Annotated in this window: 16 protein-coding genes; 3 read left to right on the top strand and 13 right to left on the bottom strand. The window is 67.3% G+C overall.

Going from position 1 to position 22601, the window contains the following annotated elements; all coding sequences use genetic code 11:
* Positions 1-88: 88 nt before the first annotated feature.
* Together V2S85_RS11380 and V2S85_RS11375 are read right to left on the bottom strand one after the other, a co-directional pair.
* Positions 89-319: a hypothetical protein gene (locus V2S85_RS11380; RefSeq protein ID WP_330702971.1), complete on the bottom strand. Its 231-nt coding sequence runs from the start codon at positions 317-319 to the stop codon at positions 89-91.
* A 111-nt stretch (positions 320-430) separates the two neighbouring features.
* The gene (locus V2S85_RS11375; protein ID WP_330702970.1) at positions 431-2119 is read right to left on the bottom strand and encodes a chloride channel protein; all 1689 of its coding nucleotides are present in this window, start codon (positions 2117-2119) and stop codon (positions 431-433) included.
* A 164-nt stretch (positions 2120-2283) separates the two neighbouring features.
* Here V2S85_RS11375 and V2S85_RS11370 point away from each other — a divergent pair, with 164 nt between their 5' ends.
* Entirely contained in the window at positions 2284-2691 is a 408-nt protein-coding gene (locus V2S85_RS11370; protein ID WP_330702969.1) for a MarR family winged helix-turn-helix transcriptional regulator, read from the top strand.
* A 195-nt stretch (positions 2692-2886) separates the two neighbouring features.
* Positions 2887-3960 (top strand): glycoside hydrolase family 43 protein, encoded by a 1074-nt coding sequence (locus V2S85_RS11365; RefSeq protein WP_330702968.1) that lies wholly within the window; start codon positions 2887-2889, stop codon positions 3958-3960.
* Between the two features lie 34 nt (positions 3961-3994).
* Here V2S85_RS11365 and V2S85_RS11360 read toward each other — a convergent pair whose 3' ends face one another.
* From V2S85_RS11360 to V2S85_RS11335, 6 genes are all read right to left on the bottom strand, one after another.
* Entirely contained in the window at positions 3995-5215 is a 1221-nt protein-coding gene (locus tag V2S85_RS11360; RefSeq protein WP_330702980.1) for an SGNH/GDSL hydrolase family protein, read from the bottom strand.
* A gap of 80 nt (positions 5216-5295) precedes the next feature.
* On the bottom strand, positions 5296-8184 hold the full coding sequence (locus V2S85_RS11355) for a TonB-dependent receptor (RefSeq protein ID WP_330702967.1): 2889 nt from the start codon (positions 8182-8184) through the stop codon (positions 5296-5298).
* A gap of 132 nt (positions 8185-8316) precedes the next feature.
* Complete coding sequence (locus V2S85_RS11350; protein ID WP_330702966.1) at positions 8317-9993, bottom strand: DUF5597 domain-containing protein; 1677 nt, start codon at positions 9991-9993, stop codon at positions 8317-8319.
* A gap of 21 nt (positions 9994-10014) precedes the next feature.
* Positions 10015-11298: an MFS transporter gene (locus tag V2S85_RS11345; protein WP_330702979.1), complete on the bottom strand. Its 1284-nt coding sequence runs from the start codon at positions 11296-11298 to the stop codon at positions 10015-10017.
* Positions 11299-11303: 5 nt separating this feature from the next.
* On the bottom strand, positions 11304-12515 hold the full coding sequence (gene manD / locus V2S85_RS11340) for a D-mannonate dehydratase ManD (RefSeq protein WP_271184199.1): 1212 nt from the start codon (positions 12513-12515) through the stop codon (positions 11304-11306).
* An 8-nt stretch (positions 12516-12523) separates the two neighbouring features.
* Positions 12524-14845, bottom strand: coding sequence for a glycoside hydrolase family 3 N-terminal domain-containing protein (locus tag V2S85_RS11335; protein WP_330702978.1), 2322 nt, complete (start codon positions 14843-14845; stop codon positions 12524-12526).
* Positions 14846-15147: 302 nt separating this feature from the next.
* Here V2S85_RS11335 and V2S85_RS11330 point away from each other — a divergent pair, with 302 nt between their 5' ends.
* Positions 15148-17250 carry an alpha-glucuronidase family glycosyl hydrolase gene (locus V2S85_RS11330; RefSeq protein WP_330702965.1) on the top strand — a complete coding sequence of 701 codons (2103 nt, stop codon included), beginning with the start codon at positions 15148-15150 and terminating at the stop codon, positions 17248-17250.
* Positions 17251-17434: 184 nt separating this feature from the next.
* Here V2S85_RS11330 and V2S85_RS11325 read toward each other — a convergent pair whose 3' ends face one another.
* From V2S85_RS11325 to V2S85_RS11305, 5 genes are read right to left on the bottom strand one after another with little or no spacing between them, the layout of a single operon-like run.
* Positions 17435-18517, bottom strand: a complete 1083-nt coding sequence (locus tag V2S85_RS11325) for a LacI family DNA-binding transcriptional regulator (protein WP_330702964.1) — start codon at positions 18515-18517, stop codon at positions 17435-17437.
* 56 nt (positions 18518-18573) lie between these two features.
* Positions 18574-19443, bottom strand: a complete 870-nt coding sequence (locus V2S85_RS11320) for an aldose 1-epimerase (RefSeq protein WP_330702963.1) — start codon at positions 19441-19443, stop codon at positions 18574-18576.
* Entirely contained in the window at positions 19440-20888 is a 1449-nt protein-coding gene (locus V2S85_RS11315) for a sugar porter family MFS transporter (RefSeq protein ID WP_330702962.1), read from the bottom strand. The genes V2S85_RS11320 and V2S85_RS11315 overlap by 4 nt, the downstream gene beginning before the upstream one ends.
* Before the next feature lie 49 nt (positions 20889-20937).
* Positions 20938-21816, bottom strand: coding sequence for an SMP-30/gluconolactonase/LRE family protein (locus V2S85_RS11310; protein ID WP_330702961.1), 879 nt, complete (start codon positions 21814-21816; stop codon positions 20938-20940).
* Entirely contained in the window at positions 21800-22591 is a 792-nt protein-coding gene (locus tag V2S85_RS11305) for an SDR family oxidoreductase (RefSeq protein WP_330702960.1), read from the bottom strand. Before V2S85_RS11305 ends, V2S85_RS11310 begins: the two co-directional genes overlap by 17 nt.
* Positions 22592-22601 lie beyond the last annotated feature (10 nt).

The raw sequence follows: 22601 nt of genomic DNA, 5'->3' as shown, positions 1-22601 counted from the left end.
GCCGAGCATGCCCGCCATCCGACAGGCCATCATTGACCGAATATCAAGACCTCCGCCAGACCAATGCCCTCATTGCGGTGGGAGCCTATCAGTCACGCATTTCAAACTTCTGCCAAAGTAGTGCTAGCGCATGGCGCTGGCCCCAGTCGTGCTGACGCCAGTGGCGTTCATGATGCGGGGCATCGCGATGAAGCGCGGCGGCCGCCGACCAGACCCTTGTTGTCGGCGAAGGGCGCAGCGCCGAAAGCGGACCGCGCCGACTTGGAAAGCTGGCGTATCGCACCAGCATCGCGGCACGCTCCATGGCCGGCAGGGTCATCGCCGGGACGAGACGTCGTTCGTGTCGGAGAATGGCACTGCCTGATCTTTGAAATCCTGCGGAACGGGGCTTTCAGTAACCTGTCTTAAAGTTCGGGCGAACAGGCGGTGCTTACCGCCGGGTGCGTCTCGTCTCGATGTCGTGATGCAGGTGGCGCACCTTGAGCAAGTCCTGCCGCGTCAGGATACCGATGACCCGGTGTGTTGCGGGATCGACGATCGGGATGCGGCCGATACCTGTCTCGACCATGAGGTCCGCGATCCGGCAGAGCGGATCGTGCGGCAGCCCGTAAGGCTGCGACGCGTCCGACAGGCTGTCCGCAAGTGTCGCGTCCGGGGATACCCCTTCGACCTGCCAGCGCAGGGCGTCGGCGCGGGAAACCAGTCCCGCCAGGGAACCGTCTTGCGTCGTCACGGGATAGCTGCGATGGCGCGCGCCGGCCGTGAAGAAGGCAAGTGCCTGGGCCATGGTCATGGAACCGGGCAGGACATCGGGTCGGGGCGTCATGATCTGGGAAGCCTGCAGGAAGTCGAAGGCATCGACGGTGTATTCCTGCAGAATATGCCGCCCACGCCGTGCGATCTTCTCGGTCAGGATCGAGCGGCGCATCACCAGCACGCTGACGGCATAGGCCCCCACCGATGCGCCCAGGGTAAGGGGCAGCATCGCGAAATCGCCGGTAAGTTCGATCGCGAACAGGGCCGCCGTCAGCGGCGCGCGCATCGCGCCGCTCAATATCCCCGCCATGCCGGCCAGTGCCCACAACGCACCGCCTCCGGGAAGATACTGGCCAAGCACGAAACCCAAGGCCCCTCCCAGCAGCAACAGCGGCGCGAGGACACCGCCGGACGTCCCGGAGCCGAGGGCGATCAGCCACACCACCGCCTTGACCACCAGCAGCGCCAGCACCGCCCGCATCGCCAACGACCCGTCGAGCAGGCCCCGGATGCTATCGTATCCCGCGCCCAGGACATGGGCATCGACGAGACCGCCCAGACCGACCACCACCCCGCCAAGGGCGGGCCACCACATCCAATGGACCGGCAGACGGGCGAACACGTCCTCGATCTTGTAGAGCGTGCCGGAAAGCAGCGACGCCTGCGCTCCGGCCAGGGCGCCCACCGCCACGGCCAGCGCGACATGCCCGCTTGTCAGCATGATCGCGTGATGCACCGGAAACAACGGACCGACCTCTATCAGCAGCGGGCGCCATAGCCAGGAGACCAGCACCGCGACGACGACGGGCACGAAGCTGCGCGGCTTCCATTCGAATAGCAGCACCTCGATTGCCAGCAGGATCGCTGCCATGGGCGTTCCGAAGATCGCGGTCATTCCGGCGGCCGCACCTGCGACGAGCAGGGTCTTGCGTTCGGCCGCGCTGAGGTGGAACGCCTGCGCGAACAGCGATCCGATCGCTCCGCCGGTCATGATGATCGGCCCCTCCGCACCGAACGGCCCGCCGCTGCCGATGGAGATCGCCGACGACAGGGGTTTCAGCAAGGCGACCTTGGGAGACAACCGGCTTTCGCCATACAGGATCGCCTCGATCGCTTCGGGAATGCCATGGCCACGGATCTTGTCCGACCCGTAGCGTGCCATCAGCCCGACGATCAGGCTCCCGATCACCGGCACGGCGACAAGCCAGGCTCCCAGCGCGTTGTCGGTGATCTGCGAAGGCGCTGCCGAAAGCCGTCCGAACCAGAACAGGTTCGTCGCAACGGCGATCGCCTTCAACAGCACCCAGGCTCCTGCCGCGCCGCCACTGCCGACCACCAGAGAGGCAACGGCCAGCATCAGCATGCGGCGATCGGCGCTGTGATCGGCAAGGGGGCGGCGGGAGGGAGATGATGAATAGGGAATCATGCAGGAAGGCTCGGCGATCGCTGGAAGTGTCCGGGCCAATATATCGCAGTACGATATATTTCAAGGATTGACATGATGGGCTCCGGAACCGGAGTGAGCCTATGGCCAGCACACTGACAGACGCGGATTACCTTGCCCTTGCCGATTTCCGGTTTTCGCTGCGTCAATTCCAGGCCTTCAGCGAAGCCCAGGCGGCTCAGTGCGGCCTGACCCCGCAGCAGCATCAGGCCTTGCTGGTGATCCGCGCAACTGCGCCGGGAACGGCAACGGTCGGACATGTCGCCGAGCGACTTATCCTGAAGCCGCATAGCGCCACCGGCCTCGTGGACCGAATGGTCGGTCTGGACCTGGTGCGGCGCGAGCCATCACCGCTCGACAAGCGGCAGACGGTCCTGTCGCTGACACCACAGGCGCATCGGATGCTGGAAACGCTCAGCGCAACACATCGGGAGGAAATCCGTCGGCTGCGCCCGATGTTGATCGATCTGCTGGGGCGGATGGACGCGTGATGCAGCATCGCCTCCTCGCAGCATCTTGAACGCCCGTCGATCGTATCGCCAGAAGCGCCGGAGCCTGGCGTTGAGATTTATGCGCATGGCGTTGGCCGGAACGCCTCTTGCGTGCTCCGGGCACTGTATGATAGCGCTATCTAATTGCGAAAACAGCAGTGCCGGGAGATTGACGTGCCTAGGAAGACCCCATTTTTGCCCCTGCTTGCAGTGGCATATGCGCTTGCCGGATGTACCGGGAACAGCCCGGCGGCGGATCCTTCACAGTCCGCGGCACCGGACAAGTCGAAGTACCTCTCGCAGCCGCTGGTGAGCGAGATCTACACCGCCGACCCGTCCGCGCATGTGTGGAACGGCAAGATCTACGTCTACCCCAGCCACGACATCGACGGGCCGACGCCCGAGGACGACCTGGGCAGCCATTTCGAGATGCGCGACTATCGCATCCTGTCGATGGACAAGATCGGCGGCCCGGTGACGCTTGGGCCCGTCGCGCTCGACGTCAAGGACGTGCCCTGGGCCGAGAAGCAGATGTGGGCGCCCGACGCGGCCTTCCGCGATGGTACTTACTACCTGTACTTCCCGGCCAAGGACAAGGCGGGCGCCTTCCGCATCGGCGTCGCCACCTCGAATAGCCCTACCGGCCCGTTCAAGGCGCAGCCGGAGCCGATCAAGGGCAGCTATTCGATCGATCCGGCGGTGTTCACCGACGACGACGGCAAGAGCTACATGTACTTCGGCGGCATCTGGGGCGGCCAGCTTCAGCGCAATGTCGGTGGCAAGTACGATTCCAACGGCTCGAAGACCGACCTGCAGGCGGACGACAAGCCGGCGCTCCTGCCCCGTGTCGCGCGCATGAGCGACGACATGCTCGAATTCGCAGAAGCCCCGCGTGAACTGCGCATCGTGGACGAGAAGGGCAAGCTGCTGCTGGGCGGCGACCACGACCGGCGCTTCTTCGAAGCTTCGTGGATGCACAAGTACAAGGGCAAGTACTACTTCAGCTACTCGACCGGCGACACGCATTTCCTCGCCTACGGGATCGGCGATTCCCCCTATGGCCCGTTCACCTACAAGGGCCGCATCCTCGAGCCGGTCGAGGGGTGGACCACGCATCACTCGATCGTGCAGTGGGACGGGCGCTGGTGGCTGTTCTATGCCGACACGCAGCTTTCGGGGCAGACCCGCCTGCGCAACGTGAAGGTGACCGAACTGCACTACAATGCCGACGGGACGATCAGGACGATCGACCCGATGATCCGGCGGTAAAACGAAAAAGGGGCGCCCGATCGGCGCCCCTTCCTCATTTCAGCAGTTGTAAGGAAACGGCCTCGCCCATGGCCTTGTAGCCGGCCGGGTTGGGATGGATCGCGTCACCCCCGTCGTAGGCCGGATTGAGATGATCGGGGCGCGCGGGATCGCGCATCACCGCGTCGAAGTCGATCACCGCGTCGAAGTGGCCGGGGGTCCGGATCCAGGCGTTGATCGCCTGCCGGTCGGCCTCGCTGGCGGCGGCGGGGTGGTAGTACTCCATGCCCATGAACGGCAGCAGGGTGCCGCCGTAGACCGTGATGCCGCGTGCATGCGCGCGCGCGACGATCTGGGCGTAAGCGCCGGTCACTTGCGCGACCAGTGCGGCATGGGCCTCGGGCGTGGCCGGCGCGTCTCGCGTGAGCATGCCGATGTCGTTGATCCCCTCCAGTACGATCAAGTGGGTGACGCCGGGGACCGAGAGCACGTCGCGATCGAAGCGCGCCACCGCGTTCGGGCCGGTACCGTCGAGCAGCACGCGGTTGCCGCCGATACCCTGGTTCACCACGGCGCGCTTGCCGGAGAGGCGGCGGGCCAGCACGTCGGTCCAGCGATCGTTGCCGTTGGTGGTGGAGCCGCGCCCGTCAGTGATCGAATCCCCGAGCGCGATGACCGTGCCGGTGTTGCAGGCGCGCACTTCGATGCCCGACAGCATGTACCAGTGATCGGTGCCGGTTGCGGCGGCGAGGGTGGCCTCGGCCGCGTGATCGCCGCCGACCCACCACGAGGTCGCGCGCGAGCCGGGGTGGCCGGTCTGCTTTTCAGGCAGCGCGGCGAGGTGCAGCGATATGGCAAGGTCGCCAAGCGCGGCGGCGGGGGTGGAAACTGGATCGGAAAGCCAGTCTGCACCCGGCGGGATGACCACGCGGGCCTTGCCTTCGAAGCGCAGCGGCACCAGCGATTTCGCGTCGATCGCGGGCGCCGCCGGGCCGATCGCTCTGGCCAGCGTCGCGCTCTCGATCACCAGCGGCGTATCGCCGAAAGCGTTCGAGAAACGGATGCGCAGTTCGTTCCCGGGAATCGAGGGGCGCACGATCTGGCGCAGGGTGACGTCGCGGCGCGCTGCTTCGGGAAGGCGGTCGTCACCGGTAACCGGCATTTGCGAGGAGCCCCAGACGCCGACCCACGGGCATTGCGTGGCTGCGGGAGCGGCCACGGCGGGAAGGGGCGCCGCGAGCGCGAGGGCAGCGGTCAGAGAGGCAAGGCGCAGCATGTTCGCCATGAAAACGAAGTATCCCGAAAAAGAAAGAGCCGGCACAAAGGCCGGCTCCAGTGGGTGGGGTTGGGAGGAAATCAGAAGTTGGCCCTGATGCCGGCCAGTACCTGCCGGCCCGGCTTGTAGACCGAATAGGCGGCGTTCGAGTATTCGAAGGTCGTGCGGATCACTTCGTTGGTGATGTTCAGCACGTCCAGCGTCAGGCGTACGCCGTCGTTGAGGAACGGCAGCTGATAGCCCGCCGACATGTCCAGCTGACCGCGTGCGTCGTTGCGCAGCGAAGCATTGGCGATGCCGTTCTGCGGCTTATTCACGGCGATCGACTTGTCGTTCCAGACATAGTTCACGCTGATCGACAGGCCGTTGTTCTCGTAGAAGCCCTGAAGGTTGTACGAGTACTTCGACACGCCGGTGGCGACGAGGCCCGAGGACGAGGACTGCTTCAGGTACGTGCCGTTGGCCGAGAAGCCGAGGCCCTTGACCAGGAAGTCGAGCGGCTGGACCCAGGTGGCTTCCAGACCCTTGATCTTCAGGTCGCTCAGGTTGACCGGGCGGTTGACCGTGATCGCGAGGTCGTTGATCGCGACGCCGGTGGCGGCCGAGCGGTCGGTCAGGGCGTTCTGCTGGGTCGAGAGCAGGCTGTCGTACGGAATGTTGAGCGAGCCGAAGGTGACTTCGTCCGAGGTGGTGACGGTGAAGCCCTGGATGTTCTTCATGAACGCCGACAGGCCGATGTAGCCGATGCCGCCGGTGTAGAGTTCACCACCGATATCGTAGTTGTCGGAGGTGTAGGGCTTCAGGTCCGGGTTGCCCGCCGTTGCCGTCAGCGCCGAGGGATCGGAGAAGGTAATGCCCGGCAGGATCTGGCCGGCATCCGGGCGGGTCATCGTGCGCGACGCCGATGCGCGCAGCTTGATGTTGTTCGCCAGGTCGTAGGTCAGGTTGATCGACGGCAGGAAGTTCTCGTACTTCGACTTCGAGGTGATATCGATGATCGCGGTGCCGACCTGGCTCGGACCGGTGACGACCTGGTTGGTGTGCGCATAGCGCATGCCGGTGTTGATGTGCAGGTCGCGGCCGGCGATCGTGGTCACGCCGTTCAGTTCGAAGTAGGCGCCCATGACCTCTTCGTCCATGTCGCCCGTCGCGCCGCCGGTCACGGCACCGCGCGTTTCAGGCGCGCTGTCGCGGTAGCTGGCGTAGTTGGTGGCCGCCTTGATCGCGTCGAAATTCGGCACGATGAAGCCGGCGACCGACGAACTCTTCAGGTACTGCGAGATTTCGCCGGTGGTGATCGAGCCGGTGTCGCCGGTGCAACCGGTGCCGCAGACGGACAGCTGATAGGCGGTGCTGTTGTCGTAGGCGCGGATCGAGCGGGTCGCCCGGTCATAGGCCGCGCCGACCTTCACGTTGAACATGTCGTCGCCGTACGTGACGTCAAGGTGCGCGCCCTTGGTCTCGGTCTTGCGGCGAACGAGCTGGATGTTCTGGCGATACCACTGCCAGGTGCCGCTGTCCGGATCGTTCAGGTCGATGTTGCTGGTGATCGATGGATAGGAACCGCTCGTGTTGTCGTAATAGACGTCGACGCCCGACTGCGGAGTGGTCTGGAAGGCCCAGGTCGGCTGTTCGCGGAAGAAGCTGCTCTTCGAATAGTTCGCGCTCGCCTCGATCTTGAGATCGTCGGTCGGCTGCCAGGTCACGCTCGGGTTGATGTTCCAGAACTTGGTCGTCTGCTTGAACAGGCTGGCTTCGAGGAAGAACGACGAGTTGGCGAACGTGCCGCTGGTGACGACGTTGTTGTCATCCACGGTCAGGTCGATCGGGATCATGCCGCCGGTCGACTGCGCGCTGGTGCCGGGGCCCGAGTTGCGGACCTGCCAGTTCATGTTGACCTTGCTGTAGTTGCGCTGCGACTTGGCCCAGAGGCCGTCGAGCGCGAAGTGCAGCTCGTCGCTGGGGCGCCATTCGAGCGAGGCGAGGGCGGACACGCGCGAGCGGGTGCCTTCGGTCAGGCTCTGGCGGCCGAGGCGCGGGATCAGCGCGGTGCTGAGCTGGTCGGCGGTCAGGCCCGAGGTGGCCACCACGTCTACGGGATCGCCGGCGGTCAGGCCGTGGCCCGCGTTGGCGGGAACGACCGAGGCCCACGAGAAGTTGTTGCCGCCTTCGTCGGTGCAGTCGGTGCCGCAGGACAGGTTGCCGTCGGTCCAGCCAACGGACTCGAAGCCCTTCACGCGGGTCTTGGTCTTCACGCCGGCAACGCCGACGAGGATGCCGAAGGTGTCGGTGGTGTGGCTGGCGACGAGGGCGCCGCGCGGGCTGAACTTGTCGTTGGTGTCGGTGTACTGGCCCTGTGCCACGACGGTGACGTGGGTGCCTTCCTTGTCGAAGGGCCGCGCGTTACGCAGGTTCACGGTACCGGCGATGCCGCCTTCGAGCGTCGAGGGCGACGGGCTCTTGGCAAGGTCGAGGCGGGTGAACAGTTCCGAGGGGAAGAAGTCGAGGTCGACTTCGCGGTTGGCGCTGCCGCCGTTGGTGCCGCCGTCCGACGCCACCTGCAGCTGCGAGCCGTTCAGCAGCACGCGCGTGAAGCTGGGGCCGAGGCCGCGGATGGCGACCTGGGTGCCTTCGCCGTTGATGTCGCGGTTGAGGCGCACGCCGGGCATGCGGTTCAGCGTTTCGGCGAGGTTGGTGGCGGGCAGCTTGCCGATGTCCTCGGCGAAGATGCTGTCGCCGAAGCTCACCGCGTCGCGCTTGGCGTTGGTCGCGCTCTGCAGCGAGCCGCGAATACCGGTGACGATGATGTCTTCGGCCGAAGCGCCGGTATCGTCCACGGTCGAGTCGGTGGCCTGAGCCTGCGCTGCTACAGTTGCAGCGTCCTGCGCCCGGGCGGCGGAACCGACGAACGGGGTGAGCGCGGCGGCTCCCAGCAGAACGGCGCGAACGGTCACGAAATTGCGTGTCATAATATCTGAACTCCCTCCCATGCGTCTGCTGCCCTTTGCTCGGGGCTCGCAGGATGCGCTGGCGTTGCTAGCGCTATCATTTTTCCATATTCCTGCGACCGGATGCCGTCAAGAACAATGATAGCGTTATCTTTACTTGTAGGTGTAGAGCTTCACCCGCTGGATCTGCCACTGGCCCGGGAACAGCCGGATATGGCGGCCCTGATGGGTCTGGTCGCCGTTGAGCAGGCGGCCGGCCACCCATTTTCCGGCGGCGTCATAGTGGCCTTCCCACGCCGAATCGATGCCGGCGAGGGCACCGCCGTCGGCGCGCGGCTTGAAGGTCACGGTGATGCCTTGACCCGCGATCAGGTATTCCTCGGGACCGGTCTGGATGATGATGCCGCCCGCCGCCGCGATGGCGGCATTGGCGGCTTTCCGCTCCTCCGCCCCGGGATTCGCGCCCGGCTTGGGGGCATCGACATAGCTGATGGTGAAGCGATAGGGCCCGACGTCGCGTGTTTCCGGCTCGGTGACGAGGGTTTCGTCGTAGAGCTGGCGCGGCTTGAAGCCGACCATGCGATCGGTGCCCTGAGCGTCGAGGATATAGGGCTTGAGCTGCTGCAGCACGCCGTAGGCATCCTTGAGCGCGCCGGGGTTCTCGTCGACCGAGTCGATCGAGAACGGGCCGAAGCCGATCGCGTCGAGCTGGCCGATGGCGTAGAACGCATTGGCCGGGGCGATCGGATTGTCGGAGTTATGCGCTTCGGGAATGAACAGCACGTTGTCCGGCCGCTTGTAGCCGTTCACGATGTCCACGAAGTTCGGGAAGTAGATGTCCGGCGCCAGGAAATCGAGGTGCGGGGCGCCTGCCTTCCAGACGTCGAGCAGGTGCGGCAGCGGGCCGCCGCTGGGGTACTCGCCGGGAATTCGGCCCGGCCGGTTGAGCGCGACATTGACGTACATCGGCAGCGGGTAGGCGGCCTTGCCTGCCGCCGTAAGCTGGTCCGCGAAGCGGGCGTAGTGCCAGGCGGCGAAGATCTCGGCGGAGGTGTCGCCCGCGCCGAACAGGTCTTCCCAGGTGCCGCTGGTGCGCGCGCCGCGCTCCACCCACACGCGCTTCATGGCTGGGACCAGCGTGTCCTTGTGCGCGACGAGATAGTTGACGAGGTCGGACGGCACCGGTTCGCGGAAGGCGGCGTTGGCTGCCGCGCTGTAGTCGCGTGCGACGGGAAGCATGCCGATCTCGTTCTCGACCTGCACCATCAGCACGGTGTTCTGCGCGGCGTCCACCGCCTTGATGTGCGCCAGCAGCGCGGCATAGGCGCGCTGGTCGGCCTGCAGGGTGTCGCCGCCGAAGGTGGAGAGAATTTCGACGCTCTGGCCGTTGGGCATCGCCGCGCGCGGGAAGCGCTGCTGGTCGCGCTTGACCCATGCGGGGACGTAAGTGGACATGGAGTTCTTCCACGCCCCGAACCACAGCACCACCAGCTTGAGGTTGTTGGCGCGCGCGGCCTTGATCTGCGAATCGACCGAGGACCAGTCGAACTGGCCCTCGACCGGCTCGATCAGTTCCCACGACACCGGGGTAATCACGGTGTCGAGGTTCATGTCCTTCAGGCGCTTCCAGTGCGGCGCCATGTAGTCCGCGCTGGACGAGGCCGAATTGCTCAGTTCGCCCGCGATCATCAGCACGGGCTTGCCGCCGACGATCAGCTGCTTCGTGTCGCCCTTGGTCTCCAGCCGGGGTACGTCGGCTTGCGCCGGTGCCGCGAGGGTGAGGGCGGTGGCCAGTATCGAGGTGGCGGCCAGTGCCGTGCGTAAGGTCATCCTGATGCTCCCGAATTTATCTTATGCGTGCGTGGGCTGGTAGCGCGGCAGGATCAGGTGGATCACTGCGAGCGCCACCAGATAGGCGCCGGAGGCGACGAGGAAGATCGGTTCGTAGCTGCCGATCGTCTCGAGGATCACGCCTGCGAACTTGGCCATGAGCATGCCGCCCACCGCGCCCGCCAGTCCGCCGAGGCCGACGACCGAGCCGGTCATCCAGCGCGGCATCGTGTCGCCGGGCAGGGCGTAGAGGTTGGCCGAGAAGCCCTGATGTCCGGCGCAGGCTAGGCCGATCAGCGCCACCGCCGTCCACAGGCTGGTCGCCTGCGGGGCCAGCGCGATCGGCACGGCGCACAGCGCGGCCAGCAGCATCGCCGTCTTGCGCGCGCGGTTGAGGCTCCAGCCGCGACCCATCAGGCGCGAGGAGGTCCAGCCGCCCGCGACCGAGCCGACATCGGCCAGCAGGTAGACCGCGATCAGCGGCGGGCCAAAGTCCAGCATCTTGACGCCGAACTGCTTGTTGAAGAAGTCCGGCAGCCAGAACAGGAACGTCCACCAGACCGGGTCGATCAGGAAGCGGCCCAGCATGTAGGCCCAGGTCTGGCGCAGGCGCAGCACGTCGCGCCAGCGCACCGGCTGTACCGGGTCGACGGGGTCGGCCTCGATCCATGCCAGTTCTTCGGTGGTCAGGGTCTTCTTCTCGCGCGGGCGGCGGTAGAAGCCCAGCCACGCCGCCAGCCAGATCACCGTCAGCGCGCCGGTCAGGATGAAGGCCCAGCGCCAGCCGAGCGTCAGCGCGATCACCGGCACCACCAGCGGCGTCAGGATCGCGCCGACGTTCGATCCGGCGTTGAAGATGCCGATCGCCAGCGCGCGCTCGCGCTTGGGGAACCACTCGTTGGTGGCGGCGATGGCGGCGGGGAAAGTGCCCGCCTCACCGATCGCGAGCGGGATGCGCGCCAGCAGCATGCCGCTGGTGCTGGTGAACAGCACGTGGGCGATATGCCCGAAGGTCCACAGCGCCACCGCCAGCGCATAGCCCGCACGCGCGCCGATCCGGTCGATCAGGCGCCCGAAGAACACATAGGCGATGCCGTAGCCCGCCTGGAACCAGATCGCGAGGTCGGCATAGCCGCTCTCGCTCCAGCTGTAGCGCGCCTGCAGCTCGGGCTTGAGCGTGGGCAGGACCAGACGGTCGACATAACTGAGCACCACCGCCGCGAACAGCAGCGCGCACACGATCCAGCGCACGCGCCCGGCCGGCTTGGCCGGGGCTTCCGTTTCGACGGCGGTGACGGCCTGCATCGTGCTCACCAGTTGTACATCGTGCCGTCTTCGAGACGGTTCACCGGCAGGAAGGCGCGCTTGTATTCGTAGCCGGCGGCCAGTTCCTCGTCGATGTCGACGCCGAGGCCCGGCGCGTCGCCCGGATGCATCATGCCGTTCTCGAAAGTGTAGGCATGCGGGAACACGGCGTCGGTCTCGGGCGTGTGGCGCATGTATTCCTGAATGCCGAAGTTGGGCACCGAGAGGTCGAAGTGCAGCGCGGCGGCCATGCAGACCGGCGAGAGATCGGTGGCGCCGTGGCAGCCGGTGCGGATCTGATAGAGGTCCGCCAGCGCGGCGATGCGGCGCAGATGGGTGATGCCGCCTGCATGGACGACGGTGGCGCGGATGTAGTCGATCAGCTGGTTCTGGATCAGATCCTTGGCGTCCCAGATCGAGTTGAAGATCTCGCCCACGGCCAGCGGCGCGGTGGTGTGCTGGCGGATCAGCTTGAACGCTTCCTGGTTTTCGGCAGGGGTCGCGTCTTCCAGCCAGAACGGGCGGTAGGGCTCCAGATCCTTGCCCAGACGGCCCGCCTCGATCGGGGTCAGGCGGTGGTGGATGTCATGCAGCAGGTGCACGTCCCAGCCCAGCGCCTCGCGCGCGGCCTTGAACAGTTCGGGCACGACGCGCAGGTACTTCGAGGTGTTCCAGACGTTCTCGGTCGGCAGGTCGGCGTCGGCGGGCTCGTAGAAATACTTGTCCTTGGAGACGCCGTAAGTCGAGGCCATGCCGGGCACGCCGCACTGCAGGCGGATCGCCTTGTAGCCCTGCGCCTGATAGTCGAGCGCGACGTTGATGGTGTCCTCGATCGAGGTGCCGTTGGCGTGGCCATAGACCATCACGCCCTCGCGGCTGGCACCGCCGAGCAGCTGGTAGACCGGGAGCCCTGCGATCTTGCCCTTGATGTCCCACAGCGCCATGTCGACGGCGGCGATCGCGGTCATCGTCACCGGGCCGCGGCGCCAGTAGGCGCCCTTGTAGAGATACTGCCAGACGTCCTCGATGCGGTGCGCGTCGCGGCCGATCAGGCAGGGGATGACGTGGTCGGTCAGGTAGCTGGCGACCGACAGTTCGCGGCCGTTGAGAGTGGCGTCACCGACGCCGGTGGTGCCGTCGTCGCAGGTGATCTTGAGGGTGACGAAGTTGCGGCCGGGGCAGGTCACGATGACCTTGGCGTCTACGATCTTGGGCATGATGGTCCTCAGGCGATTTCGAGGGTTGCGGTCTTCAGGGCGGCGCTGCTGTTGCCGACCATGATGTCGAAAAGTCCGGGCTCGACGACTTCTCGCATGTCCTCGTTCCAGAGGCTGAAGTCGTCGGGGCCGAGGGTGAATTCCACCTTGCGGGTCTCACCGGGTTTGAGGGTGACGCGGCGGAAACCGCGCAGTTCCATGACCGGGCGGGTCACGCTCGCCTCGCGGTCGTGGACGTAGAGCTGCACCACTTCGTCACCTTCGCGCGCGCCGGTGTTGGTCACGTCGACCGCGACGGTGACGGTGCCCGCCGCCGCGATGCGCGGGGCCGAGAGGGCAGGGGCGCCGAGGGTGAAGCTGGTGTAGCTGAGGCCGAAGCCGAAGGGGTAGAGCGGCGCGGTGTCGGCGAACAGGTAACCGCGCTTGGCCGATGGCTTGTGGTTGTAGAAGAACGGAACCTGGCCCACGTCCTTGACCACGGTGACCGGCAGCTTGGCGCCGGGGTTGACGTCGCCGAACAGCGCCTCGGCCATGGCGGTGCCGCCTTCCTGGCCCAGATACCAGCATTCGAGGATCGCGTCGGCCTGCTCGGCCACGGTCGGCCACGAGGGCGGGCGGCCGTTGAGCGCGACGACGATCACCGGCTTGCCGGTGGCCTTGAGCGCTACGAACAGCGCGTTCTGTTCGCCCAGGAGGTCGAGGTCGGTGCGGTCGCCGAGGTGGTTCTTCGCATAGCCTTCGCGGCTGGTCTGCTCGGTATCGCCGATGGCGAGGATGACCACGTCGCTGGCCTTGGCGGTTTCGACAGCCTCGGTGATGAGGGCGCGGTTCTTCGCGGGATCGGCCAGCAGCACTTCGTTGGCGGAGCGGTCCTCGCTCTGGGTGATGAACACGCCCTGCGCGAAGACGACTTCGGCCTTGCCCTTCAGGCGCGCCGTGATGCCCTCGACCAGATTGACGCTGGAGCGCGGCTCCGACGAATAGCCGCCGAGGCGCGTGACGTTGGCGTTGGGGCCGATCACCGCGACGCGCTTGTGCGCGCCGGGGGTGAGCGGGAGCACGCCGCCGTTCTTGAGCAGGCAGATCGACTTGCGTGCCGCTTCCAGCGCCAGCGCGCGCGCCTCGGCGTTGGCGGTGAGTTTGGCCGAAGCCTTGGGGTCGATCGGTCCCGCCTCGAACATCCCGGCGCGGAACTTCAGCGTCAGCATGCGGCGGCACGCGGCATCGACGACCGAGACCGGCACCAGACCCTTGCGGACCTGATCGGCCAGCGTGCGATAGGCTTCGCCATCAGGCAGGTCGGTATCGACGCCTGCGTGAAGGGCAAGGCGCGCGGCGCCCTCAAGGTCGGCGGCGAGGTGGTGGAACGTCGCCAGTTCGGGGATCGCGGCATAGTCGCTGACGATCGCGCCGTCGAAGCCCCATTCGCCGCGCAGCACGTCGTTCAGCAGCCAGCGGTTGGCATGGCTGGGGATGCCGTCGATCTCGTTGTACGAGGGCATGACGGCGGCGATGCCGGTGCGGCGCACGACTTCACGGAACGGCGGGAAGAAGCTGTCGTAAAGCTCGCGCTTGCCGAGCGGGGCCGGGGCCACGTTGTTGCCCGCCTCGGGCTGGCCGTGGCCGGTCATGTGCTTGAGCGTGGCGAAGACCTTGCCCTCGGGCAGTTCCTTGCCGGGGCCCTGCAGCCCGCGCACGGCGGCGACGCCCATTTCGCCGCAAAGGTACGGGTCTTCGCCGAAGGTTTCCTCGATGCGGCCCCAGCGCGGGTCGCGGGCGATGTCGACCACCGGGGAGAGCGCCAGCGTGGAGCCGTGGGCGCGGACCTCGCGGCCGATCACCGACTGCACGCGCTCGACCAGTTCGGGATCGAAGCTGCCCGCCATGGCGATCGCCTGCGGGAAGCTGGTCGCCTCGGGCGCCATGTAGCCGTGGAGCGATTCCTCATGGAACAGCACCGGGATGCCGAGGCCGGTCGCGCGCGCCCATTTCTGGGTGGCGTTGACGAAGGCGATCGTCTCGGCGGGCTTGCGCCAGCGGCCGGTGACGTCGGTGCCGGTGTTGTTCGCGGTCGCCGCGCCGCCCCGGTCGGAGGGGCGGGCGATCTGGCCGATTCCATGGGGATAGGCGCTGGTGGCGCGGGCCGGGTCGAAGGCGCGGTCCTCGTCCATCACGTCGCGCTTGCGGGTGGACAGGGTGATGATCTGGGCGACTTTCTCGTCCAGCGTCATGCGGCTCATCAGGTCGGCTACGCGAAGATCCACCGGTGCGCGCGCGTCCTTGTAGACCGGCGCGGCGGCACGAGCGGCGACGGGCAGGAAGGCGAGCATCGAAGCGCCGCCACCCCAGCCGAGGAGGACGCGGCGCGATACGGCGAAACGCGATGCCGCGGGGAGCAGGCTCATGCCGTCACCGCGCGCTGTGCCGAGGCTGCGTGTCGATACAATGCGTGATGGCATCCCACTTCCTGATACTCCCAAATGCCCGTTCCGGCTGCACTCGCCCCGATTCGGCAAACGGCGTTGCCTCGGCCGGTTCTTTTGTGATAGCGCTATCTTTCAAGGTAACGACGAAGCTTGTCAACCGCATTGGGCAGGCAAATTTTTAAGGGATGGACGGGATGCAGAGGCGAATGTCGCGGATTTGCGCGTGGACTTCGGCGTGGCTTGCGGGGACGGCGCTGGCCGTCGGCGTGCTGCCGGGCGCGGCGCTGGCGAACGATGGATACGACTTGTGGCTGGCGCCTGCACCGGCCGGATCGGCCCAGGCGGACGTGCGCGTGGTGGGCGATTCGCCGACGCTGCAACTGGCCGCTGCCGAGCTTCGCCGTGATCTTGGCGCTGCGCCGCTTCCGGTCGTGCTGGCCCGCGCGGACGCTCCGGAACTGGCGGCGCTGCGCCTGCCCACCGCAGGGCTCGGCACCGAGGGCTACCTCGTGCGCACCGTTGCTCTGGCCGGGCGCCCCTCGCTGCTGGTCACCGGCAATTCCGATGCCGGGGTGCTCTACGGCGCCTTCGCGGCGATCCGTGCCCAGAAGACCGGCGGCGATCTGACGAAGATCGACCTCACCTCCACGCCGAAGGTCAAGCTGCGCGTGCTCAACCACTGGGACAATCTCGATGGCAGCGTGGAGCGCGGCTATGCGGGGCAATCGCTGTGGGACTGGTGGACGCTGCCGGACTTCAAGGATCCGCGCTACACCGACTATGCCCGCGCCAACGCCGCGCTCGGCATCAACGGGACGGTGCTGAACAACGTCAACGCCAGCCCCGACAGCCTGAGCGCGGCCTATATCGCCAAGGCCGCCGCGCTGGCCGACGTGCTGCGGCCCTGGGGCATCAAGGTCTACCTTTCCGCGCGCTTCTCCGCGCCGATCGAGCTGGGCGGGCTGAAGACCGCCGATCCGCTCGATCCGCAAGTGCAGGCCTGGTGGAAGGCCAAGTCGGACGAGATCTACCGCGCGATCCCCGACTTCGGCGGCTTCCTCGTCAAGGCGAACAGCGAGGGCCAGCCCGGTCCGCGCGACTATCACCGGACACATGCCGAGGGCGCCAACATGCTCGCCGCCGCCGTCGCGCCGCATGGCGGCGTGGTGATGTGGCGCGCCTTCGTCTACGCCGAGACCGACCCCGACGACCGCGCCAAGCAGGCCTATAGCGAGTTCAAGCCGCTCGACGGCAAGTTTGCCGACAACGTGCTGGTGCAGGTCAAGAACGGCGCGATCGACTTCCAGCCGCGCGAGCCGTTCCATCCGCTGTTCGGCGCGATGCCGAAGACGCCGATGATGCTGGAACTGCAGATCACCAAGGAATACCTCGGTTTCGCGACGCACCTCGCCTACCTCGGCCCGCTGTTCGAGGAAGTGCTGGAGGCGGATACCCGCGCGAAGGGCAAGGGATCGACGGTGGCGAAAGTCGTCGACGGCGCGCTGGAGGGGCATGACCTCACCGGCATGGCGGGCGTCGCCAATATCGGGCGCGACCGTGACTGGTCGGGCTCGACGTTCAACCAGGCCAACTGGTACGTCTTCGGCCGCCTTGCCTGGGATCCGACGCTGTCGGCCGAGGCGCTCGCCCGCGAATGGGCTCGCCAGACGTTCGGCGATGATCCGCGCGTGGTCGATACCGCCGTCTCGATGATGATGGAATCGCGCGAGGCGGTGGTCGACTACACCGGCCCGTTCGGGCTCGCGCACCTGATGGACACCGGCCACCACTACGGGCCGGGGCCGTGGGTGAACGACCTCGCCCGGCCCGAGTGGAACCCGACCTACTACCACAAGGCCGACCGCAGCGGCATCGGCTTCGACCGGACCCGCACCGGCAGCAATGCCGTGGCCCAGTATGCGCCGCCGGTCGCGCGCATGCTCGCCGATCCGCGCACGACGCCGGAAACCGAACTGCTGTGGTTCCACCATCTGCCATGGGACTGGAAGATGAAGTCGGGCCGCACGCTGTGGGAGGAGATGGTCGCCCGCTACGATCGCGGCGTCGCCACGGTGGCGCAGATGCAGCAGCAGTGGGACGGCGTGAAGGACAAGGTGGACGCCGAACGCTGGTCCAAGACCGCGACCTATCTTGCCATCCAGCACAACGAAGCGCGCTGGTGGCGCGATGCGAGCCTCGCCTACTGGATGTCGGTCAACGGCTTGCCGCTGCCGGAGGGCAGCCCCGCGCCGGAGCACGATCTGGCGTGGTACAAGGCCCAGCGCTTCCCCCGCGCTCCGGGGCATTGAGGTAACGCCGGCCCCGCCCGCGCGAGATCGCGGCGGGGCCGGCGTTCACCCGCCTCGGATCGTCATTGCGAGCGCAGCGAAGCAATCCAGAGCGGTGCAAGGCTGCCCTGGGTTGCTTCGCTACGCTCGCAATGACGAGGGATGGTGATGCCTCCGTGCCATCCGGCGCGGTGCGGAACTTCGTTCACCCCTGACGCGGGGACGCATCCGATTCGCGCTGGATGAACTCGAAGGGCATCTGGATGTGCGAGGGCGTGACGGCGCGCCCCTCGCGGCGCCCCCGGATTTCCTCGACCAGAAGCTGCACCGCCGTGCGCGACATTTCGGCGATTGGCTGGCGGATCGTGGTCAGTTCGGGCCAGGTGAAGGTCGCCTGCGGGGCATCGTCGAAGCCCACCACGGTCAGGTCGCCGGGCACGTCGAAACCAAGGCGGTGCGCGACGGTGACGGTCGCGGCCGCCATGTCGTCGTTGCTGGCGAAGATCGCTGTCGGCGGCCGTTCGCGTTCCAGCAGGCGGTGGGCCGCCTCCACGCCCGAGCGATAGGTGAACAGGCCGGGCAGGATCAGATCCTCGTCCACGGCGATGCCGCTGGCGGCGAGCGCGTCGTGGAAGCCCTGCAGGCGGCGGGCGCCCGCGCTCTGGTTGGGATTGCCCTTGATGAAGCCGATCCGCCGGTGTCCCAGCGCGACGAGGTGGCGGGTCATCGCCTCGGCTGCGCCGAGATCGTCGATGTTGACCGCGGACAGGGCGCTGGACGGCTTGCCCGAGGCGACCACCACGGTCGGCGTGCCGCTGTCCAGCAGGAGCTGCAGGATCGTCTCGTCATCACACAGGGGCGGGGGCAGGACGATGCCGTCGATGCCGTTGCCGATCAGGCGGCGCACGATGCCGCCTACTTCGGCCTCGGCGTCGCAGAGCTGGACGAGGAGCTGGGCGCCCGACTTGTTGGCCTGATCCAGGCTACCGACGAGAAACTCGTTCAGGTACCCGGCGCTGGGGTTGGCGTAGAGCAGGCCGATGAGGATTTCGCCGGCGGCGGCGAGGTTGCGGGCGGCGGCGCTGGGGGAATAGTTCAGCTCCTCTATCGCCTTCTGGACGCGGGCGCGGGTCTCTTCCTTGACGTTGCCCTTGTCGTTCATCACGCGCGAGACGGTCATCAGCGAGACTTCGGCGCGCTCGGCGACATCGGCGATGGTCACCGCCGCGCGTGAGCGCCGCGCGCCGCGCCGTCGGGATGGCTGATCCCTGGTTTCCTGATCCGCCACGCAGGCCGTTCCCCCATTTCGGCCCGGAGAATCCCGCGCGTCACGTCTCTCGCCTATTACAGATTTCCGTCAGGGCCAACAGGCCTGGCCGGCCCGGACGCGCGGATCGTCATGCCGAGCCGCGCGCTGCCACCCGGTTCGAGCACGGTACCGCCCGCGTCGTCGGTCCGGTTGAAGGCATCGGGCATCTGGCTGGTGGGCTCGATGCACAGGAAGGCCTCTTCCGGCGGCGCGAAGACGTGGACGAAGCGTGCCTCGTCCGATTGCAGCGCCGCGCCCTGCCATGTGGCGGTGCCGTCCCAGCCGAACCAGCAGTTGTCGGTCAGGCTCCCGGCCAGCGGCACGGCGCCTTGCGCGAAGTTGCCGAAATGGTCGGCCGGGGCGCGGCGGGCCGGGATCATCCCGTCATCGTTGAGCCACACCCCTGCGGCCGCGAAGCGCAGTCGCCCGTCCGGATCGCGTACGAAGTACGGGTGCTGGCCCAGCCCGCAGGGCATCGGCGCGGCGGCCCGGTTGGTCACTTCGAGCAGGACGTGCAGTGCGCCGTCCTCCAGCACGCAGCGCTGGGTCGCCGACCAGTCCCAGGGCCAGTGCGCATCGGCCTCGTGGCTGCAGGCGACGACTGCGCGGTCTTCGGCCTGGTCCTCGATCGTCCAGGCCTTCAGCCAGCCGAGGCCGTGGAGCGGATGCGCGAAGCCGTGCACGTTGCACGGCAGCGCATGGCCGCGCCCGGCGAAAGTGAAGCGCCCGTCGGCGATGCGGTTGGCGTAGGGGACCAGCGGGAAGCAGGCGGTCTCCAGCGGGTCGGTGGTTCCCTCCGGCGTCGGGCGCAGGATGGCGCGTCCGTCTACGGAGAAACTGCCGATCGCTCCGCCGATGCGGGGCAGCAGCGTGGCTTCGCTGCTGCCCGAACGCAGCCGGATCAAGCCGCCATCTCCTCCAGCGTGCGACCGCGGGTCTCGTTCACCATGGCGCGCACGAAGAAGAACGAGAGGAAGGCGCTCATCGCGTAGAACCCGTAAGTCAGCGGCAGGCCAAGGCCCGCGGCCATCGCCGGGAAGCTGACCGAGATGCCGAAGTTGGCGATCCACTGCGCGAAGCCGGAGACCGCCAGCGCCGAACCGCGGATCTGGTTGGGGAACATCTCGCCCAGCATCACCCACATGACCGGGCCCCAGCTGACGTTGAAGAACACGACATAGGCGTTGGCGGCGATCAGCGCGACGAGGCCGGTCTGGTCGGAAAGGGTCAGGTGCCCGTCCACGAACGTGCCGCTGGCGAAGCACACCGCCATCGCGCCCAGCGTCACCGCCATGCCGGCAGAGCCGATCAGCAGCAGCGGCTTGCGGCCCAGCTTGTCGATCACCATCACCGTGACGAGGCAGGCGAGGATCGACAGCGTGCCCGACAGGATGTTGATGAGCAGCGCGTCGCTTTCGGAAAAGCCGACCGACTGCCACAGCACCGCGCCATAGTAGAACACGATGTTGATGCCGACGAGCTGCTGGAACACGGCGATGCCGATGCCCGCCCAGACCAGCTTGCGCAGGCGGCCGGTCGCCGGATCCTTGAGGTCGGCGAAGCTGGGGCGATGGTGGTCGGCGGCGATGGAGAGCAGGCTGGCGCGGATGTCGGCGATCATCTTCACGGCGGTCTCGGCGCCGAAGATGCGGGTCAGGACCGCCTCGGCCTGCGCCTCGCGCCCGCAGGCGACCAGGAAGCGCGGGCTTTCCGGGATCAGGAACAGCGCGACGAGATAGATCAGCGCCGGGATCACCTGCATCCAGAACATCCAGCGCCAGGCGGGCAGGCCCAGCCACAGCGGCGCGGTGCTCGACCCGGCGTGCTTGGCCAGCGCCCAGTTGGCGACGAAGGCGCCGGTGAGGCCGGTGATGATCATGATCTGCTGCAGGCTGGAGAGCCGTCCGCGGATCGAGGCGGGGGTGACTTCGCTGATGTAGACGGGCGCCAGCACGCTCGCCGCGCCGACGCCGACGCCGCCGACCAGGCGGGCGATGACGAAGAGCAGCGAGGAAGTCGCCGCACCCGCGCCGAGCGCGCTGACGACGAACAGCGCGGCGCCGATCATCATCACGCTGCGGCGGCCCCAGACGTCGGCCAGGCGGCCCGCCACGAAGGCGCCGATCGCACAGCCCACCAGGATCGCGCCGACGTTGAGGCCGGTCCCCAGCTTGGAGAGGTCGAAGGCCTTTTCCAGGCCGTCCTGCGTGCCGTTGATGACCCCGCTGTCGTAGCCGAACATGAAGCCGCCGATCGTCGCGACCGCGACGATCATGGCGACGAAGGCGATGTTGACCTTCCCGTCGTAATGCACCGAGGCTTCAGTGCCACCGATATCAACCGCAGCCATTCAATCCAGTCCTCTTCCCATGTGCTTGTCGTCGCGACCCGGTGTTTCTTCAGGTCGCGGGGTGTATCGGTGGAAGCCCCGGTACGTCCACCACGAATGTGAACAGGTCGCCGGCATGGGGCTGGGCGGCGAGTTGCCCGTCCGTCAGGCCCTTGCGCGCGGTGGTGGCGTAGACGGTGCGCAAGTCGGCGCCGCCGAACGCGATCTTGGTCACGTTGGCGACCGGAAAGTCGATGCGCCCGATGAAGGTGCCGTCGGCTGCGAAGCGGGCGACGCCCCAGCCGCCGAACAGGCCGACCCAGACCGTGCCGGCGCTGTCGACCACCGGCCCGTCGGGATAGCCCATGCCCTCGGGGACGCGTGCGAAGAGCCGCGCTTCGCCGGGGTGGCCATCCGCGCCCACCGGGGCGGACAGGATCGTGCGCTCCAGCGTATCCACCAGATAGACCGTGCGCCCGTCCGGCGAGAACGCCGGGCCGTTGGTGATGACCATCGATTCGGGGGAGAGCGCGGTGCAGGCGCCGCCGTGGAAACGGTAGTAGCCGCCGCTCGGCGCTTCCTCGGCGTTGTCCATGGTGCCCAGCCACACCGAGCCGTCCGGATGGACGGCCGCGTCGTTGAGGCGGTTTCCGGGCAGGTCCGGCTCCACCGCGTGCAGCAGGGTGAAGGCATCGTCCGCGAAGCGGTGGATGCCCGCCTTCGCGCCGACCAGAAGCGCACCGTCCGCCAGCGGGACGACCCAGCCGGGTTCCTCGGGCGCCTCGGTGGCGGCGAGGGCGCCCGTCGCCGGATCGAAGCGGTGGAGGCGGTGGCCCTTGATGTCGACGAACCACAGGCAGCCGCGCGCGGCGTCCCAGATCGGGCCTTCGCCCAGCGTCGCGCCGACCGGAACGGCCACCTGCGGGATCATGTCAGCGCCAGCCGGCATCGACGAAGTACTCATGGCCGGTGCACATGCGCCCGTCGTCCGAGGCGAGGAACAGCGCCAGCGCCGCCACGTCGGCGGGCTGGACGCGCGCCTTCAGGCACTGTGCGTCGAGGATCTCGCGCTCGCCCTCGGGGGTGTACCACTTTTCCTGGCGCGGGGTCTGGACGTTGCCGGGCACGATCGCGCAGACGCGGATGTTGCGCTCGCCCAGTTCGCGGGCCATCGCGCGGGTCATGCCCTCGATCGCGGCCTTGGCGGTCTGGTAGAGCGAGAGCTGGTCGAGCGCGAGGTGCCAACTGATCGACCCGAAGTTCAGGATCACGCCGCCGCCCGCCGCTTCCATATAAGGCACGGCGGCCTGCGCGGCGAAGAACAGGTGGCGCAGGTTCACCGCCATGCGGTCTTCCCAGTATTCGGGAGTGACGTCGGCGATCGCGTGGCGGTCGTCGTTGGCCGCGTTGTTGACCAGGACGTCGAGGCCGCCGAGCACGGCATGCGCCGCCGTGACCTGCGCCTGCACGAAGTCGAGATCCTTGAGGTCGCCCGCGACGAAGAGCGGGGTGAAGTCCACTTGCCCGTCGAGCCCGTCGACCAGCGCCTGCGAAGGCTCGGCGGCGATATCGACGAAGAAGACTTTCGCGCCCTGCCGCGCGAAGGCCTCGACCAGCGCCGCGCCGATGCCGGAGCCGCCGCCCGAGACGAACACCCCCTTGCCGGCGAGCGATGGATAGCGCGCCGTCTGGATCGCGGGGGCCGGAGTTGCAGTGGTCAGCATGGTATTCCTT

The organism is Novosphingobium resinovorum, from assembly GCF_036352595.1.
In the GTDB taxonomy this organism is placed as follows: Bacteria; Pseudomonadota; Alphaproteobacteria; order Sphingomonadales; family Sphingomonadaceae; genus Novosphingobium; species Novosphingobium resinovorum_B.
Note: the sequence above shows the minus strand (reverse complement) of the source record. Positions and strands in the feature narration are given on the sequence as shown.

What these genes read in the sequence shown, in the direction of transcription:
- V2S85_RS11380 (WP_330702971.1), bottom strand. Translation starts at nt 319, where the DNA reads ATGACCCTGCCGGCCATGGAGCGTGCCGCGATGCTGGTGCGATACGCC.
- V2S85_RS11375 (WP_330702970.1), bottom strand. Translation starts at nt 2,119, where the DNA reads ATGCTGATGCTGGCCGTTGCCTCTCTGGTGGTCGGCAGTGGCGGCGCG.
- V2S85_RS11370 (WP_330702969.1), top strand. Translation starts at nt 2,284, where the DNA reads ATGGCCAGCACACTGACAGACGCGGATTACCTTGCCCTTGCCGATTTC.
- V2S85_RS11360 (WP_330702980.1), bottom strand. Translation starts at nt 5,215, where the DNA reads ATGCTGCGCCTTGCCTCTCTGACCGCTGCCCTCGCGCTCGCGGCGCCC.
- V2S85_RS11355 (WP_330702967.1), bottom strand. Translation starts at nt 8,184, where the DNA reads ATGACACGCAATTTCGTGACCGTTCGCGCCGTTCTGCTGGGAGCCGCC.
- V2S85_RS11350 (WP_330702966.1), bottom strand. Translation starts at nt 9,993, where the DNA reads ATGACCTTACGCACGGCACTGGCCGCCACCTCGATACTGGCCACCGCC.
- V2S85_RS11345 (WP_330702979.1), bottom strand. Translation starts at nt 11,298, where the DNA reads ATGCAGGCCGTCACCGCCGTCGAAACGGAAGCCCCGGCCAAGCCGGCC.
- manD (WP_271184199.1), bottom strand. Translation starts at nt 12,515, where the DNA reads ATGCCCAAGATCGTAGACGCCAAGGTCATCGTGACCTGCCCCGGCCGC.
- V2S85_RS11335 (WP_330702978.1), bottom strand. Translation starts at nt 14,845, where the DNA reads ATGCTCGCCTTCCTGCCCGTCGCCGCTCGTGCCGCCGCGCCGGTCTAC.
- V2S85_RS11330 (WP_330702965.1), top strand. Translation starts at nt 15,148, where the DNA reads ATGTCGCGGATTTGCGCGTGGACTTCGGCGTGGCTTGCGGGGACGGCG.
- V2S85_RS11315 (WP_330702962.1), bottom strand. Translation starts at nt 20,888, where the DNA reads ATGGCTGCGGTTGATATCGGTGGCACTGAAGCCTCGGTGCATTACGAC.
- V2S85_RS11310 (WP_330702961.1), bottom strand. Translation starts at nt 21,816, where the DNA reads ATGCCGGCTGGCGCTGACATGATCCCGCAGGTGGCCGTTCCGGTCGGC.
- V2S85_RS11305 (WP_330702960.1), bottom strand. Translation starts at nt 22,591, where the DNA reads ATGCTGACCACTGCAACTCCGGCCCCCGCGATCCAGACGGCGCGCTAT.